Origin of the sequence: Actinomadura sp. NBRC 104412, assembly GCF_030269515.1 — a bacterium.
Classification (GTDB): Bacteria; Actinomycetota; Actinomycetes; order Streptosporangiales; family Streptosporangiaceae; genus Spirillospora.
In genome coordinates this window covers 18,309-33,618 of the sequence record NZ_BSTM01000001.1, presented here as the reverse complement: position 1 = coordinate 33,618, position 15,310 = coordinate 18,309, and the positions used below count along the sequence as shown (strand labels likewise).

13 protein-coding genes are annotated in these 15,310 nt (G+C 71.1%); 11 read left to right on the top strand and 2 right to left on the bottom strand.

Annotated elements, in window-relative coordinates; genetic code table 11:
* Positions 1-16 precede the first annotated feature (16 nt).
* From cydB to QSK21_RS00120, 6 genes are all read left to right on the top strand, one after another.
* On the top strand, positions 17-1,066 hold the full coding sequence (gene cydB, locus QSK21_RS00145) for a cytochrome d ubiquinol oxidase subunit II (RefSeq protein ID WP_285692525.1): 1,050 nt from the start codon (positions 17-19) through the stop codon (positions 1,064-1,066).
* A complete protein-coding gene (cydD, locus tag QSK21_RS00140; RefSeq protein ID WP_285692524.1) occupies positions 1,063-2,772 on the top strand; it encodes a thiol reductant ABC exporter subunit CydD in 1,710 nt (569 codons plus the stop codon). Before cydB ends, cydD begins: the two co-directional genes overlap by 4 nt.
* The gene (gene cydC / locus QSK21_RS00135; protein ID WP_285692522.1) at positions 2,769-4,502 is read left to right on the top strand and encodes a thiol reductant ABC exporter subunit CydC; all 1,734 of its coding nucleotides are present in this window, start codon (positions 2,769-2,771) and stop codon (positions 4,500-4,502) included. The genes cydD and cydC overlap by 4 nt, the downstream gene beginning before the upstream one ends.
* Before the next feature lie 269 nt (positions 4,503-4,771).
* Positions 4,772-5,353, top strand: coding sequence for a TetR/AcrR family transcriptional regulator (locus QSK21_RS00130; RefSeq protein ID WP_285692520.1), 582 nt, complete (start codon positions 4,772-4,774; stop codon positions 5,351-5,353).
* 79 nt (positions 5,354-5,432) lie between these two features.
* On the top strand, positions 5,433-6,728 hold the full coding sequence (locus QSK21_RS00125; RefSeq protein ID WP_285692518.1) for an MFS transporter: 1,296 nt from the start codon (positions 5,433-5,435) through the stop codon (positions 6,726-6,728).
* Positions 6,725-7,483: an SDR family NAD(P)-dependent oxidoreductase gene (locus QSK21_RS00120; RefSeq protein ID WP_285692517.1), complete on the top strand. Its 759-nt coding sequence runs from the start codon at positions 6,725-6,727 to the stop codon at positions 7,481-7,483. Before QSK21_RS00125 ends, QSK21_RS00120 begins: the two co-directional genes overlap by 4 nt.
* Positions 7,484-8,286: 803 nt before the next feature.
* On the opposite strand, the gene QSK21_RS00115 is transcribed toward QSK21_RS00120, so the two are convergent.
* Positions 8,287-8,952, bottom strand: a complete 666-nt coding sequence (locus tag QSK21_RS00115) for a TetR/AcrR family transcriptional regulator (RefSeq protein WP_285692515.1) — start codon at positions 8,950-8,952, stop codon at positions 8,287-8,289.
* Between the two features lie 173 nt (positions 8,953-9,125).
* On the opposite strand from QSK21_RS00115, the gene QSK21_RS00110 reads away from it, so the two are divergent.
* From QSK21_RS00110 to QSK21_RS00090, 5 genes are read left to right on the top strand one after another with little or no spacing between them, the layout of a single operon-like run.
* The gene (locus tag QSK21_RS00110; protein WP_285692514.1) at positions 9,126-10,139 is read left to right on the top strand and encodes a sugar ABC transporter substrate-binding protein; all 1,014 of its coding nucleotides are present in this window, start codon (positions 9,126-9,128) and stop codon (positions 10,137-10,139) included.
* Positions 10,136-11,662 (top strand): sugar ABC transporter ATP-binding protein, encoded by a 1,527-nt coding sequence (locus QSK21_RS00105; protein WP_285692512.1) that lies wholly within the window; start codon positions 10,136-10,138, stop codon positions 11,660-11,662. Before QSK21_RS00110 ends, QSK21_RS00105 begins: the two co-directional genes overlap by 4 nt.
* Complete coding sequence (locus QSK21_RS00100) at positions 11,659-12,687, top strand: ABC transporter permease (protein WP_285692510.1); 1,029 nt, start codon at positions 11,659-11,661, stop codon at positions 12,685-12,687. The genes QSK21_RS00105 and QSK21_RS00100 overlap by 4 nt, the downstream gene beginning before the upstream one ends.
* Complete coding sequence (locus QSK21_RS00095) at positions 12,684-13,709, top strand: ABC transporter permease (RefSeq protein ID WP_285692508.1); 1,026 nt, start codon at positions 12,684-12,686, stop codon at positions 13,707-13,709. Before QSK21_RS00100 ends, QSK21_RS00095 begins: the two co-directional genes overlap by 4 nt.
* Positions 13,706-14,587, top strand: coding sequence for an SMP-30/gluconolactonase/LRE family protein (locus QSK21_RS00090; protein WP_285692506.1), 882 nt, complete (start codon positions 13,706-13,708; stop codon positions 14,585-14,587). Before QSK21_RS00095 ends, QSK21_RS00090 begins: the two co-directional genes overlap by 4 nt.
* A gap of 4 nt (positions 14,588-14,591) precedes the next feature.
* Here the strand turns inward: QSK21_RS00090 and QSK21_RS00085 are convergent, their stop codons facing one another.
* Positions 14,592-15,305, bottom strand: coding sequence for a TetR/AcrR family transcriptional regulator (locus QSK21_RS00085; protein WP_285692505.1), 714 nt, complete (start codon positions 15,303-15,305; stop codon positions 14,592-14,594).
* Positions 15,306-15,310 lie beyond the last annotated feature (5 nt).

Genomic DNA, 15,310 nt, shown 5'->3' with positions numbered 1-15,310 from the left:
GTCCCCGGAGACGTTCATGGAACCGACCACCGTCTGGTTCACGCTCATCGCGGTGCTGTGGACCGGCTACTTCGTCCTGGAGGGTTTCGACTTCGGCGTCGGCGTGCTGCTGCCCGTGCTGGCTCCCCGCCGCCGCGCCCTCGACGGCGGCGGGACCACCGAGGTCGACCGCCGCCTGATGATCAACAGCATCGGGCCGGTGTGGGACGGCAACGAGGTGTGGCTGCTGGTGGCGGGCGGCGCCACCTTCGCCGCCTTCCCCGAGTGGTACGCCACTCTGTTCAGCGGCTTCTACCTCCCGCTGCTGGTGATCCTGCTCGCGCTCATCGTGCGCGGTGTCGCGTTCGAGTACCGGGGCAAGGTCGACAGCGCCCGCTGGCGGCGCAACTGGGACCGCGCCATCTTCTGGGGCTCACTGGTCCCCGCGTTCCTGTGGGGCGTGGCGTTCGCCAACATCGTGCGCGGTGTCCCGCTCGACGCCGAGCACCACTACACCGGGACGTTGTTCACCCTGCTCAACCCCTACGCGCTCCTGGGCGGGCTCACCACGCTGGCGGTCTTCACCCTGCACGGCGCGGTGTTCCTCGCGCTCAAGACCGACGGCGGGATCCGGTGGCGGGCCCGCGGCCTGCTGGCCCGGCTGTGCGCGCCGGTCGCCGTGATCGCGGCGGGATTCCTGGCGGTCACCCAGATCGAGCACGGCAAGCCGATGACCTGGGCCACCGCCGGGGCGGCGGCGGTCGCGCTGCTGGGCGGCATCGCGGCGGTGCTGCGCGGCCGGGAGGGCTGGGCGTTCACCGGCACCGCGGTGGCGATCGCGCTGACCGTGGCGACCCTGTTCGGCGACCTGTGGCCGAACGTCATGCCGTCCAGCACCGCCGACGCCTTCAGCCTCACCGTCCACAACGCGGCCTCCACTGATTACACGCTCAAGGTGATGACCTGGGTGGCGGTGCTCTTCACCCCTGTGGTGCTGGCCTATCAGGGCTGGACGTACTGGGTGTTCCGCCGGCGTCTCACCCGCGAGATCATCGCCCCCGACGCCGGTGCGGGGGCGGCCCGGTGAAGCCACTCGATCCGCGCCTGCCGGCCCACACCAGAGCCGCGCGTGTCTTCCTCACGGGCACGGTCCTGTTCGGGCTGGTGACGACGGGGCTGGTATTGGCGCAGGCCGTACTGCTGGCACGCATCCTCGCAGGCGCCTTTCACGGGCAGGGCGTCGCGCCCCTGGCCTCCGCGTTCGTGCTCCTCCTGATCGTGGTGGCCGGACGTGCCCTGGCGGCCTATGGCGCGGAAGCCATGGCTCTGCGCGCGGCCTCGGCCGTCAAGTCCCAGCTACGACGCGCGCTCGTCGAGCACGTGCTGCGCCTGGGGCCGGGCTGGATGGACGCGTCGCCGGAGCACGACGAGCGCGCCGCCGAAGCGACCGCGTCCAAGCCCGGCGAGCTGGCGACGCTGGCCACCAGGGGGCTGGACGCGCTGGACGCCTACTTCGCCCGCTACCTTCCCCAACTGGTCCTGGCCTGCCTGACCCCGCTCGCCGTGCTGGCCGTGGTCGGCGGCGCCGACCCGCTCTCCGCGGGCGTCATCGCCGCCACGCTGCCGCTCATCCCGATCTTCATGATCCTGGTCGGCCTGCACACCCGGGCCCGTACCGAACGCCAATGGACGCTGCTGCAACGCCTGGGCGGCCATTTCCTCGATGTGGTCGAGGGCCTGCCCACCCTCAAGGTGTTCGGCCGCGCCAAGGCCCAGGCGGAGGTGATCCGCGAGGTGACCGGCGCGCACCGGCGGGCGACGATGCGCACGCTGCGCGTGGCCTTCCTGTCGGCGCTCGTCCTGGAACTGTTGTCCACGCTCGCGGTGGCGCTCGTCGCGGTCGAGATCGGGCTGCGGCTCCTGGGCGGCGGCGTCCCGTACGAGACGGCGCTGCTGGTTCTGCTGCTGGCACCGGAGGCGTACCTGCCGCTGCGCAATGTGGGCGCGCAGTTCCACGCCAGCATGGAAGGCGTCACCGCCGCCGGACGCGTCCTCGACGTGCTGGACATCGCGGCACCGGAGGAACGCACCGCGACCGGCCATGCCCCCGAGGACGCGCCGCTGCGCCTGGAGGGAGTGACCGTCCGCTACCCCGGGCGTGATCGCCCGGCGCTCGCCGATGTGTCCCTTGAGGTGGGGGCGGGGGAGCGGCTCGTGGTCATCGGACCCAGCGGAGGCGGGAAGAGCACCCTGCTCGCCGTGATCCTGCGGTTCGTGCAGCCCACCGAGGGGTGCACCGGTTTCGACGATGTGCCCGTCGCGGAATGGCGGAAGCGGCTGTCCTGGGTGCCCCAGGATCCGTACCTGTTCACCGGAAGCGTGGCCGACAACATCCGATTGGGCGATCCCGGCGCCGACGACCGGGCGGTACGGCGCGCGGCCGAGCTCGCCGGGGCGGACGCGTTCATCCGGAGATCGCCCGGCGGATACGGCACTCCGATCGGCGAACGCGGTCTCCGGCTGTCCAGCGGGGAACGGCAGCGCATCGCGCTGGCCCGCGCGTTCCTGCGGGACGCGCCGGTGCTGCTGCTCGACGAGCCGACCGCGCACCTGGACGGCGAGAACGCCCGGGAGATCCGCGCCACCGTCGAACGGCTCATGGCCGGCCGCACGGTCGTCCTGGTCACCCACGACCACACCTGGACCGGCGTCGCCGACCGCGTCGCCGAGATCGACAACGGCCGCCTCGTCGTCCATGAGGGGACTCGCGAGCCGCTGGCGGTGGCGTCATGACCGCCATGACGGCCCCGCTGCTGCGGCTGCTGACCCTGGCCCGCCCGATGCGCGGCGGCCTGCTCCTGGCCGTCCTGGCCGGGGCCGGTACGACCGCGGCCGGCATCGCGCTGCTCGGCGTGTCGGGGTACCTGATCGCGCGGGCCGCCGAGCACCCGAACGTGACGGCGCTGACCATCGCCGTCGTGGCGGTCCGCGCGCTCGGCGTGAGCCGCGGGCTGCTGCGCTACCTCGAACGGCTGACCTCGCACGAGGTGGCCTTCCGCGTGCTGGGCGACGTCCGCGTGCGGATCTACCGCCGGCTCGCCCGCATCGCCCCCGCCGGGCTGCGCGACCTGCGCTCCGGCGACCTGCTGGCCCGGCTGGTCTCCGACGTCGACACCACGCAGGATCTCTTCGTTCGCGGGATCATCCCGCCCGCGGCGGCCGCGCTCGCCGGAGGAGGGGCGGTCACCGTCTGCGCGTTCCTGCTGGCCCCGGCCGCCGGGGTGCTGGCCGCCGGGCTGCTGGTCGCCGGCGTGGCCGTCCCCGCCTGCTCGGTGTCGGTCGCCCGGCAGGCCGCACGCCGGACCACCGCCGCCCGCGGAGACCTCACCACGCGAGTCGTGGACGCCTTCTCCGGTGCCCACGACCTGATCGCGTTCGGGGCGGAGGACCGCGCGGTCGCCGCGATCACCGCGGCCGACCGCGAGCTCACCCGACAGGCCCGGCGCAACGCGTTCGCACACGCACTCGGCGCCGGGCTGGGCACCGCCGTCACCGGCCTGACCGTGTGGGCCGTACTCCTGCTCGGCGTGGCGGCCGTCGAGAACGGCGACCTCGGCCACGTCCCGCTGGCCGTGCTCGCCTTGACCGCCCTGGCCGCCTTCGAGGCCGTCGCCCCGCTGCCCGCCGCGGCGGCCCGGCTGGCCGACACCGGCTCGTCCGCCCGGCGGATCACCGCGGTGCTGGACGCGCCGGTTCCGGTCCGGGAACCGTCCACCCCGCTTCCACCGCCCGAACGCCCGGTCGGCGTGCGGCTGCGAGACGTCCGCGCCCGCTACGGACCGGACGCGCCGTGGGCCTTGGACGGCATCGACCTCGACCTGGAACCCGGCCGCCGCGTCGCCCTGGTGGGACCCAGCGGCGCGGGCAAGAGCACCGTCGCCGCCATCCTGCTGCGGTTCCTCGACCACCAGGGCGGCACCGTCACCCTGAACGGCCGCGACCTGACGGCGTACGCCCCCGACGACGTGCGCCGCGTGATCGGCGGCTGCCCGCAGGACCCGCACATCTTCGACAGCACGCTCAAAGAGAACCTGCGGCTGGCCCGTCCCGGCGCGACCGACGCCGAACTGCGCGCTTCCGCGGACGCGGCCCGTCTGCTGCCGTGGATCGAGTCCCTACCCGAAGGGTGGGACACCCCCGTTGGGACCCATGGCGTGAAGATGTCCGGCGGTGAACGTCAGCGGCTCGCCCTGGCCCGAGCCGTACTGGCCGACCCCGGACTGCTGATCCTCGACGAGCCGACCGCCCATGTGGACCCGTCGACCCGCGCCGAGCTGACGGCCGACCTCCTCCGGGTCACCCGGGGACGGACCACACTGCTGATCACCCACGACCTGGCGGGCCTGGACGCCGTCGACGAGATCGTCGTGCTCGATCACGGACGGGTCGTCCAGCGCGGCACGCATGAGGCTCTGGTACGGCAAGAGGGGCTGTACCGCCGCATGTGGACCATGCCGACGTGAAGCAGCAGGGGCACCGAGCGAGACAAGTGGGGTCAGCGGCCCGGCCCTGGACGTCCAACGCCTGACGTGCGTTGGACGCGGAGCCGGGGACCCGTCGGGGACGAATGGTGTGGTGGCTACGGATGCGAGGGGTGGCCTCTCCCGTCCCCCAGGCACACAAAGCGGGCAACGCCGGACCAGATCACGAGGACGAAGCCCAGTTACGTGTGAGGGTTCGGTTCGCCACTTATATTTGACCGTTCGATCTGGATACGGCTAGGGTGCGGGGTGTGGCGAGGACCAAGGAGTTCGATCCGGACGAGGCCCTGCAGAAGGCGCTGGAGTTGTTCTGGGAGCGGGGGTACGACGCGACGTCCATGGCCGACCTGGTCCAGCATCTGGGTATCGCTCGGGCGAGTATCTATGCCACCTTCGGCGGCAAGCACGACCTCTATGTGAAGGCGTTCGAGAGGTACCTGCAGACCCGCGACCCCGATGTCGTCGAGGTGCTCTCCCAGCCGGGACCGGCCCTTCCGGCCGTACGATCGCTGGTCGAGGCATACGCCGAGGAATCCTTGTGCGATGAGCGCAGGCGCGGCTGCATGGTCGTCAACGCCGCCGTGGAGGTCATGCCGCGCGATCCGCAGATCGCCCGGAGGGTCGAGGCGAGCTGGGACACTGTGGAGACCGCGCTGACCTCGGCGCTGACCCGGGCGCGCGCGCAAGGCGAGATCTCAGGCGAGAAGGACCCGCGTGCTCTGGCCCGTTTTCTGCTCGTCATGATGCAGGGCCTCCGTGTCCTGGGTCGCGCGCATCCTGACCCCGGCAGGATCCGTGACGCCACCGCACAGGCGCTGGCCGTCCTGGACTGAGGAAGTGTTCCTGGTGAGAAGCGGCGCTTCTGTGTGCCCAGAAAACAGAACGATCGGTTTAAATAGGCGCCGTGCGTCGATGGCGTTCGCGCTGCTCGGGACCGTGCAGATCACGCTCATCGCGACGATCACGGTCATCACCGTGGCGTTGCCCGCCATCCAGCGGGATCTGCATGTCGACGATGCGGGGATGGTGCTGGTCAGCTCCGCCTATGGCCTGGCGTTCGGTGGGCTGCTGTTGCTCGGCGGGCGGCTCACGGACTCGTTGGGGCGTAGACGAGTCTTCGTCACCGGCATGGTCATCTTCGGCCCCGCGTCGGTGGCGGCCGCCCTCGCCCCGTGGTCCGGCATGTTGATGATCGCCCGGTTCGCCCAGGGTATCGGTGCGGCGCTGGCGGCACCGGCGGCGATGGCGTTGCTGGGCGTCGTGTTCCCTGACCCGGATCGCCGAGGGCGGGCCCTGGCGATGTGGGGCGTGCTGAGCAGCGCCGGCGCGACGGCGGGAACCGTGCTGTCGGGTATAGCGATCACGTGGGTGTCGTGGCGGTGGGTGTTCCTGGCGCCCGTTGTGATGTCGGCCGTCGCGGTGCCCGCGGCCTCCGGGCTGTTCCCCGTGGATCATCCACAGGGCAGGAAGCGGATCGACTGGCTCGGCGCGGTACTGGTGACCGCCGGTCTGGCCGTGCTGATCTACGGGCTGCAGCGCTCCGGCTGGATGGTCTTCGGCGGTGTCGTGCTGCTCGTCCTGTTCGGGCTGGCCGAGCGGCGCTCTTCGGCCCCGCTGATGCCGTTGCCCTTCCTGGGGAGACGGATCCTGCCCCTGATCGCCGTGACCTTCTGCGCCGGGGCGATGGCCACCGGGTTCTTCCTGCTCTCCCTCCACCTGCAACAAATCCGCGGACTGTCCCCGCTGGAGACGTCGGCCGCCTTCCTGCTGCCCGCCCCCGCCATTTTCGCTTCCGGCCCGCTGGCCGGAAGGCTCATCCCCCGCCTGGGAATCCATCGCGTGTTGGCGATCGGTTTGGTCGCGGCGGCCGCCGGCCTGCTTCTGCTCAGCCTGCTGGACATGCCTTACGCCGGGCTGCTCGTCTTCCCGTTCGGAGCCGGTGTGACGTTCTCTGCCGCCACTCTCGCCGCGATGCAAGGCGTGCGAGATGACCAGACCGGCCTGGCGGGCGGGCTGCTGAACACCGCGATGGAGATCGGCCCTCCCCTCGGTCTCGCGGTACTGGTCTCCCTCGGCACCGCGTACTCGCATCACCCGTCTAGCGGCTATGCCTTCGCCCTGCGCATCGCCGCCGCCGTTCTCTTCGTCACCGCCCTGTTCTCGGCGCCCACGCGCCGTACCAAGAAAGTAAAGGGGAATGCGGAATGAGCACTCGTTTCACCGGCAAGGTGGCCCTCATCACCGGCGGAGGATCCGGCATCGGCCGGGCCACCGCACTCGCCTTCGCCCGAGAAGGCGCGACCGTGGTGGTCGCCGGGCGCGGCATCAGCCCTCTTGAGCAGACCGTGAAGCTGATCGAGGACGAAGGCGGCCAGGCCAGCGCCGTGACCGCCGACGTCTCCTCCTCCCCGGACGTCGCCCGGCTCGTCGCGACCACCGTGGAGCGGCACGGCGGCCTGCACATCGCATTCAACAACGCGGGAGTGTTCGAGGCCGGACCACTAGCGGACATGGACGAGGCCGCCTGGGACCGCCAGTTGGCCGTGAACCTCACCGGTGTCTTCCTTGGAATGAAACACCAGATCGCCCACATGCGCGGCAATGGCGGCGGCGTGATCGTCAACACCGCCTCCAACCTGGGCGCTCACATGCGACTGCCGTTCCTCGGCGCCTATGCGGCCTCCAAAGCGGCCGTGAGCGCGCTGACCCGGGCGGCCGCGAAGGAGTACATCGGGGAGGGCATCCGCATCAACGCGATCAGCCCGGGCCCCATCGACACACCCATGTCCCTGCGACCCGGCGAGACCGAGGACGACCGCGCCGAACGGATGAAGACCGCACTGCCGATCGGCAGAGTCGGGACACTCGCCGAAGCGGCCTCCGCCGTGCTCTGGCTCGCATCACCCCAAGCGGGCTTCGCCGTCGGCCACGACCTGGTCATCGACGGCGGCGCCAGCGCCTGATCCGCGCCAAGCAGCGCACCACAGTGCCCGATGAGACGGCGCCGCGGCCACATGATCTGGTAACCGGCGGTTTGTCGTCGATCGGCCCGGCCAGTTGTGGCTGGCCCACATCATCCACGTGCGACGCAACCGAGACCGGCCGCACGCCCGGCGCCCCAAGCGGGGCAGCCTGAGTCCGCTACGAGAACCCGCCGAAGTGACGCCGGCCTACTTGGCGGGCTCGTCGCTGTCGCGCTGAATGACAATGATCGAGTTGCCGGACGGATCTGGGGCACCGCCGGCATCGGCGGGTGGGCCGGCAGGCTTTCCATGTTCACGGCCTACCGGCCCTTTGGGCCGCGGAACGCCATTCGCCAAGGCGCTTGATCAGACCGGCGTGCGGTTCGTGGATTTCGTGTCATTGGCGTGGCTGGCCAGTTCCGCGGCCACCCTCGGCGGGGCTCTGGGCTCGGGATTCGAAAGCCAGGAAGCCGTGCGACAGGCCGCCTATGGTGTCCGCGAACAAGAACGCAGAGCCACCGAAGACCAGCAGACCCGGCGACCACCGCCTGGCCGGGCGTAGCCTCCGAGCGTCCAACAATGGTGCCGTCAAAAGGCAACGCCTCGGTCACCGCTCGCCGGCGACGAGTGCAGGACAAGGTACTCCCGGCAGATGTCCCGTCGCAGGTCGAGGCCGGGGACAAGCATGCCGTCGAGATGTTCCAGGACGGTCAGGCGCTTGACGCCGACGCCGTGGCAGGCGCACCGTTGCGCGGCAACGCGCTCGCGAGAGCGGCACCATGTGCCCACTCTCCCGCGCGGCATCAGTCAGGGTTGGTGACCATTTTCAAGGCCAGGTTGGCGTAGAAGTCGCCTAGTTGTTCGGGGGTGTCGGGGCCGTCCAGGCGGTACCAGCGGACCAGGTCGATGCACAGGGAGAGCATCGCGCGGGCTACTCGTCGCACGTCGGACTGGGCGAAGGTCTTGTCGGCCACGCCGCGATCGACCGTTTCGCGGAAGAGGTCGTTGGTCTGGTGGCGTAGCTCGAGGATCTGGTCGTAGTGCTCGGGGGTGAGGCCGGCCAGCTCCATCTGGCAGACGCGGGCCGTCACGTGGTGGCGGGCGTGCCAGGCGGTGTACCGGGAGACGAGGGCGCGGAGGCGGGCCGCCGCGTCCGGCTCGTCCAGGACGGACGGGTGCCGGACGTACTCCAGGACGCGCTCGTGCCCGACCCGGATGATCTCGAACAGGACCAGTTCCTTCGACGGGAAGTGGACGTAGAGGGCGGCCGGGCTGAGGCCCACGCTCTCGGCGATGTCACGCGTGGTCGTGGCGTGGAAGCCGTTCGCGGCGAAGCAGCGCACGGCGGAGGTCAGGAGGCCGCGGGGGACCTCCGCCAGGTCCGCGCTCCACAGCTCGGGGGAGTGGTCATGCAGGCGCGGATCGGCCGCCATCTCCTGGGGGGTGAATCGGGCCTGCCGTTTGGCCATCCGCGTCGCTCGCCTCCTTCGGGACCGATGCATGGTACCTGTGCCGCGCTGGGTGATCTGTCCATGGTGCCGTGTCCGGCCGTGGCCGTTGAGACTCTTGACACACTTCATGGTAATGGTGACTATGCGCTTATTCAGTTTTCGGTCATCCCCCCGGAGGGGTTGAGAAGCCCATGTTCCGCATCACCACACCACTGCGCGGCGGTCTCACCGCCGGCGTGCTCGGGCTGACCCTGCTGGCCACCGCGTGCGGCGGCGGGTCGGGCTCCGCGAGCACCTCAGGGAAGTCGCTCCAGGGCAAGACGATCGCTCTGGTCGGCTACGGGAAGTCCAACCCGTGGGGCGCCTACTACAACAAGGTGTTCGCGGACCGGCTGGCGTCCACCGGCGTCAAGATCAACGATCTGACGACGATGGACCCCGGCACCCAGGTCCAGAAGTTCAACCAGGCCATCGCGCAGAAGCCGGATCTGATCGTCACCGCGGTGCTCGACACCAAGGCGATGGTGGTACCGATCAAGAAGGCGAAGTCCGCCGGGGTCCCGGTGCTGGCCGTCGACGGCCGTCCCGACCCGGCGGTCGCGAACGACGTGATGGCGGTGCTCTCCGACAACGAGAAGCTCGGCGAGTTCGCCGCGCAGAACATCATCGAAGGGCTCAAGGCGCAGGGCCGCGAGTCGGGCAACGTCATCGTCCTCGCGGGCACCAAGTCCATGCTCGTCACCCAGGACCGCATGAAGGGCTTCAACCGCGTGATGGCGACCGCGCCGCAGTACAAGGTCGTCGACGAGCAGGACGCCAACTGGGATCCGCAGCTTTCCGGCACCATCGCCCGCCAGTTGCTCGCCAAGCACGGCAAGGACGGGGTGCAGGCCGCCTACGGCATGGCCGACTACATGGCCCTGCCCATCATCCAGGCGGCCAAGCAGGCGGGCTTCCCGGTCGCCGGGAAGAAGGGACTGGTCGTCACCGGCGGCAACTGCTTCAAGGCCGGCATCGACGCCATCAAGGCGGGCGAGCTGTACGGCACCGCCACCGAGGATCCCGGCACGATCGCCGCGCAGACCGCCGATTACGTCGTCCGGTACCTGACGGGCAAGAAGCCGCCGCGGCAGGAGATCGTCAAGGAGGCGCGGATCACCAAGGCGAACGTGGACCAGTACGCCGAGCAATGCAGCCACGCGTGAGCGCGCAGGAGACTGGGCGGTCCAACGGCGGCACCGAGGTGCGCGTCGAGGGTCTGGCCCGTTCGTTCAACGGCGTCCCCGCGGTCCGGGACGTCTCCTTCACCGTCGGGCCCGGCGAGATCCACGGCCTGTGCGGGCACAACGGCGCGGGCAAGAGCACCGTGGTGCGGATGCTGTCGGGGGAGCTGACGCCCGACGCCGGACGCATCGTCATCGGCGGGAAGGAGGTGGAGCTGCGCAGCCGCCGGGCCGCCCAGCGCGCGGGCGTGGCGCTGGTCGACCAGGAGCTGAGCGTCGTACCGGCGCTGACCGTGCTGGAGAACGTGCTGCTCGGCGACATCGACGCGCCGTTCGTCAGCCGCCGGCGCGAGGCGGTGGCGCGCTGCCGCCGGATCCTGGACGACCTGGGCCTGGCGCACATCAGCCCCGACCAGCCGCTGTCCACACTGAGCATCGGCACCCGGCAACTGGTCGAGATCGCCAAGGCGCTCGGCCAGAACGCCCGGCTGGTGATCCTGGACGAGCCCACGGCCACGCTCAGCGACGCCGAGAGCGAGGGCGTGTTCGCGGCGATCCGGCGGGTCGCCGCCACCGGCTGCTCGGTCGTCTTCGTCTCGCACCGGCTGTCGGAGGTGCTGGAGCTGTGCGACTCGGTGACGGTGCTGCGCGACGGCCGTGAGGTGGCCACGACGCCGGCGAAGGACCTGACGGTGGACGAGCTGATCGTGCAGATGCTCGGCGAGGCGCCGCACCGTCCCGCCGCCGTCCGCGAGCCCGCCCGGGACCTCGCGCACGCGCTGCGGATCGAGCACCTGCGCGTCCCCGGACGGCTGGAGGACTTCACCCTCACCGCGCAGGAGGGCGTCATCTACGCGCTGGCGGGGCAGCTCGGCAGCGGCGCGTCCGACGTGTTGCGCGCCCTGGCGGGACTGCACCCGAAGGCGACCGGAACCGTCGAGCTGCACGGCAGCCCGGTTCCGTTCCGCGACCCGGTCGGCGCCGCGCGCGCCGGGATCGCCTTCGTGTCCAACGATCGCAAGTCCGAGGGACTGTTCCTGGACAAGTCCGTCGCGTCGAACCTCGTCGCGACCCGGCTGCCCGGCCTGGGGCGGGGCGGCGTGCTGAACCTGCCGCGGGTACGTCGCGCCGCCCGCTCGCTCGCCGAACGGTCCGGTCTGCCGCAGCAACGGCTCGGCCATCGCGTGGCGACGCTGAGCGGCGGAAACCAGCAGAAGGTCTTCGTCGGCCGGTGCCTGGAGCGCGACGACGTCCACGCCCTGCTGCTGGACGAGCCCACCCGCGGCGTCGACATCGGCGGCCGGGCGGCGATCCACCGGTTGCTCCGCCAGGCCGCCGACTCCGGGCTCGTGGTCGTCTTCGCGTCCACCGAGCTGGAGGAGCTGCTCGAACTGGGCGATGTGATCATCACGATGCGCGACGGCCGGGCGGTGAGCAGGTACAAGGGCGATGCCGACAGCGCAAGGCTGATGCGCGACATGACATATGGAGCAGGGGAAGAATGACGAGCGCCGACGACTCCACCGGCGGCGCGGTGACGGCCGCGCCGCACCCGCGGCCCGAGGGCGCCGCCGATCCCGCGCCGGCCACCGGGATGCCCGGCAATTGGCGGCCGAGCGCGTACGACATCGGCCCCGCCGTCCTGGTGCTGGTGCTCGTCGCGCTGGCCGTGACGACACCGCGGTTCTTCACCGCCGACAACGCCCGCGCGATCCTCGCCTCGTCGTCGTTCGTGGGGATCACCGCGATCGGCGCCACGCTGGTGATGATCTCCGGCTCGGTGGTGTCGCTGGCCACCGCGCAGACCGCGACCATGGTGGCGATGCTGTTCCTGAGCATGCAGCAGCTGGGGCTGGCGGTCTCCCTGCTGATCGGGCTCGCGGCCGGGGTCGCGCTCACCGCGGCGCAGGGCGCGATCATCGGCTACTGGAACGCCAACCCGATCGTGCTCACCATCGCCGCCGGGTTCGCGCTCGGCGGCGCCGCCACCTGGTTCAGCGACGGCACGACCGTCTACCCGAAGGCGAAGGCGTTCGACGCGCTGAACGCCACGCCGCTGGCCCTGCCGCTGGCCGTGTACGTCCTGCTCGCGGTCGCCGTCCTCGCGGAGTGGACGCTGCGCCGCACGACCGCCGGGCGGCAGATGTACCTGGTGGGGGAGAACCGGGCCGCGGCCCGCGCGGCCGGGCTGCCGGTCGGCCGGGTGACCGTGATCGCGTGGGCCTTCTTCGGCGCGTGCATCGCGCTGACCGGGGTGTTCCTCGCCGCGTTCAACACCTCCGCCACGGTGACGCTGGGCGGCACGCTCTCGCTGGACGCCATCGCGGCGGTGCTGCTGGGCGGCACCGCGATCGCCGGTGGACGGGGGTCGGCCCTGCAGACCCTGGGCGGCGCGGTGCTGATCTCCCTCATCTCGGACGTACTGCTGTTGCGCGGGTTCTCCACCGGCGTACAAATACTCGTGAAGGGACTCCTCGTGCTCGCCGTCGTCGTCTTCGTGTACGTGCGCGCCAACGGAGGCCGCCGATGACGCGCCTTCGGCTCACCGCGCCCGACCGTCTGATCCCCGCGGTCTCCCTGGCCGCCGTGCTCGTCCTGTTCGCGTGCTCGCCGATGGTGAGCGGCAAGGCCCTGGAGACCTTCGACGTCTACAACGCGCTGCAGGGCTTCGCCGAGCTGGGCCTGTTGGCCCTCGCGCTCGGGATCACGATGATCGCGGGCGAGTTCGACCTGTCGGTGGCCGGGACCTATGCGTTCGGCGGCATGCTCGCCGTCCAGGTCGGCGGGACGGCTCCCGTTCTCGGTGTACTGGCGGCGGTGGCGGCGGGCGCCGCCATCGGCGCGGTGCAGGGCGGGCTGATAGCGCGGCTGCGGATCCCGTCCATTCCCGTCACGCTCGCGACCTACATCGCGTTGCTGGGGCTGGCGTACACGATCTCCGGAGGCCAGAGCAAGACCTTCGGCAACGACGGTGCGACGCTGTGGGTCGATCGGACCATCGCCGGGATCTTCTCGCCCCGGAGCCTGCTGACGCTCGTGGCCTTCCTCATCGCCGCGCTCGTCCTGGGCTGCACCAAGCTGGGACGCGAACTGCGCGCCATCGGCGACGACCGCCGGGCCAGCCGGGTCGCGGGCGTCAACGTGGACCGGCGGATCGCCGGGATCTTCACGCTGTCGGGCACGCTGGCCGCGCTGGGCGGTGCCCTGCTGAGCTACAGCCACGCCTCCGCCAACCCCGATCCGGGCCTGCAACCGCTGATCCTCGCCGCCGTGGCCGCGCTGGTGGGCGGCGTGTCCCTGGCCGGTGGCCGCGGCGCCCCGCTCGGACTGCTGGCCGGGGCGCTGTCGGTGGCGCTGCTCGCCCAGGTCGTCGCGGTCACGGCCATGCCCGACTACTCCACCCAGCTCCTCTACGCCGTGCTGCTCGCAGGGATCGTCGCCATCGAGAGCCCCGGACTGCATCAGGCGATGGACCGGCTCCGAGCCCATCGTGCGGACGCGACGCTTCACCGGACGTCAGGAACAGTCAGCGCCAAGGGAGGACGACAATGACCGAAACGACGACCGTGGCGGAGGGCTTCCGCTTCCTGGAGGCGCCGCGCTGGCGCGGCGGGAGGCTCTGGTTCTCCGACTTCTACACCCACCAGGTCATGTCCATGGCCGAGGACGGGTCCGAACAGCGCGAGGAGGCGCTCGTCGAGAACCAGCCGTCCGGGCTCGGCTGGCTGCCCGACGGACGGCTGCTGGTGGTCTCCATGGTCGACCGCAGGATCCTGCGCAGGGAGCCGGACGGGACGCTCGCCGTCCACGCCGACCTGGCCGACCACGCGACCGGGCACGTCAACGACATGGTCGTGGACGCGCGGGGCCGCGCCTACGTGGGCAACTTCGGCTTCGACCTGATGGCCGGCGACCCGCTGGAGACGGCCGCGCTGCACCGGGTGGACCCCGACGGCCGGGTCACGAAGGTGGCCGACGACCTGTGGTTCCCCAACGGCAGCGTCATCACCCCCGAGAACGTGCTGCTGGTGGCGGAGACGTTCGGGAACCGCATCACGGCGTTCGACATCGCCGACGACGGTTCGCTCACCAACCGGCGGGTGTGGGCGGAGTTCGGGCCGCTCCCGACCGAACGCGCCGTCGGCGAGGCGCTCGCCCAGGTCTCCGTCGCCCCGGACGGCTGCTGCCTGGACGCGGAGGGCGGCCTCTGGGCCGCCGACGCCATCGGCGAGCGGCTGGTGCGCGTGGTCGAGGGCGGACAGATCACCGACGAGATCAAGCCGGGCACACCGGTGTACGCCTGCGGCCTGGGCGGCGCGGACGGCAGGACCCTGTTCGCGTGTGCCGCGCCCGACTTCCACGAGGATGCCCGCAAGGCGGCGCGCGAGGCCCGCATGCTCGCCATCCGGGTCGCCGTCCCGGTGGCGTGACGCCCTACTCCGTCGGCCCCGGTGCCCGCCCGCTCTCGGTCATCCTGATCGCGAGGTCGGCGTAGAACTCGCCGAGGGCCGATGGGGTGTCGGTGCCTTCGAGCCGGTACCAGCGCACCAGATCGACCCCGAGGGACAGGATCGCCCGCGCGATCGCGTTCACGTCCCCGTCGGACACCGGCGCGACCTTCGCGTCCGACGCCGGCGCGTCGGAGATGCGCGCATCTCCGACGCGCCGGTGGATCGCCTCCCGGAAGATGTTGTTGATCTCACCGCGCAGCGCCAGGATCTTGTCGTAGTGCTCGGGCGACAGCGCGCCCAGCTCGTACTGGCAGACCCGGCCGACCGTGTGGTGCCTGGCGTGCCACGCCACGAACGTCGCGACCACGCCGCACAGGTAGCCGCGCGCGTCCTCGTCGGCGGGCAGCCGCCGCAGATCCTCCAGGACCCGGGTGTGGCCGACGCGGACGATCTCGTACAGCACCTCTTCCTTGGACTCGAAGTGCACGTACAGGGCCCCGGGAGAGACCCCGATCTTGGTCGTGATGTCCCGCGTGGTGGTCGCGTGGAATCCCTTGGCCGCGAAGCACAGGACCGCGGAGCTGAGCAGGGCCCTCGCCACGTCGGGGAGCTCGGCGTCCCACAGCCGCTCGGAAGCGTCGTCGAGCCGGATCATCGCCGGCGCGACACGGCGCCGCGAACCACGTTTCGCCGCCATCGACG

What these genes read in the sequence shown, in the direction of transcription:
- cydB (WP_285692525.1), top strand. Translation starts at nt 17, where the DNA reads ATGGAACCGACCACCGTCTGGTTCACGCTCATCGCGGTGCTGTGGACC.
- cydC (WP_285692522.1), top strand. Translation starts at nt 2,769, where the DNA reads ATGACCGCCATGACGGCCCCGCTGCTGCGGCTGCTGACCCTGGCCCGC.
- QSK21_RS00125 (WP_285692518.1), top strand. Translation starts at nt 5,433, where the DNA reads ATGGCGTTCGCGCTGCTCGGGACCGTGCAGATCACGCTCATCGCGACG.
- QSK21_RS00120 (WP_285692517.1), top strand. Translation starts at nt 6,725, where the DNA reads ATGAGCACTCGTTTCACCGGCAAGGTGGCCCTCATCACCGGCGGAGGA.
- QSK21_RS00115 (WP_285692515.1), bottom strand. Translation starts at nt 8,952, where the DNA reads ATGGCCAAACGGCAGGCCCGATTCACCCCCCAGGAGATGGCGGCCGAT.
- QSK21_RS00110 (WP_285692514.1), top strand. Translation starts at nt 9,126, where the DNA reads ATGTTCCGCATCACCACACCACTGCGCGGCGGTCTCACCGCCGGCGTG.
- QSK21_RS00100 (WP_285692510.1), top strand. Translation starts at nt 11,659, where the DNA reads ATGACGAGCGCCGACGACTCCACCGGCGGCGCGGTGACGGCCGCGCCG.
- QSK21_RS00095 (WP_285692508.1), top strand. Translation starts at nt 12,684, where the DNA reads ATGACGCGCCTTCGGCTCACCGCGCCCGACCGTCTGATCCCCGCGGTC.
- QSK21_RS00090 (WP_285692506.1), top strand. Translation starts at nt 13,706, where the DNA reads ATGACCGAAACGACGACCGTGGCGGAGGGCTTCCGCTTCCTGGAGGCG.
- QSK21_RS00085 (WP_285692505.1), bottom strand. Translation starts at nt 15,305, where the DNA reads ATGGCGGCGAAACGTGGTTCGCGGCGCCGTGTCGCGCCGGCGATGATC.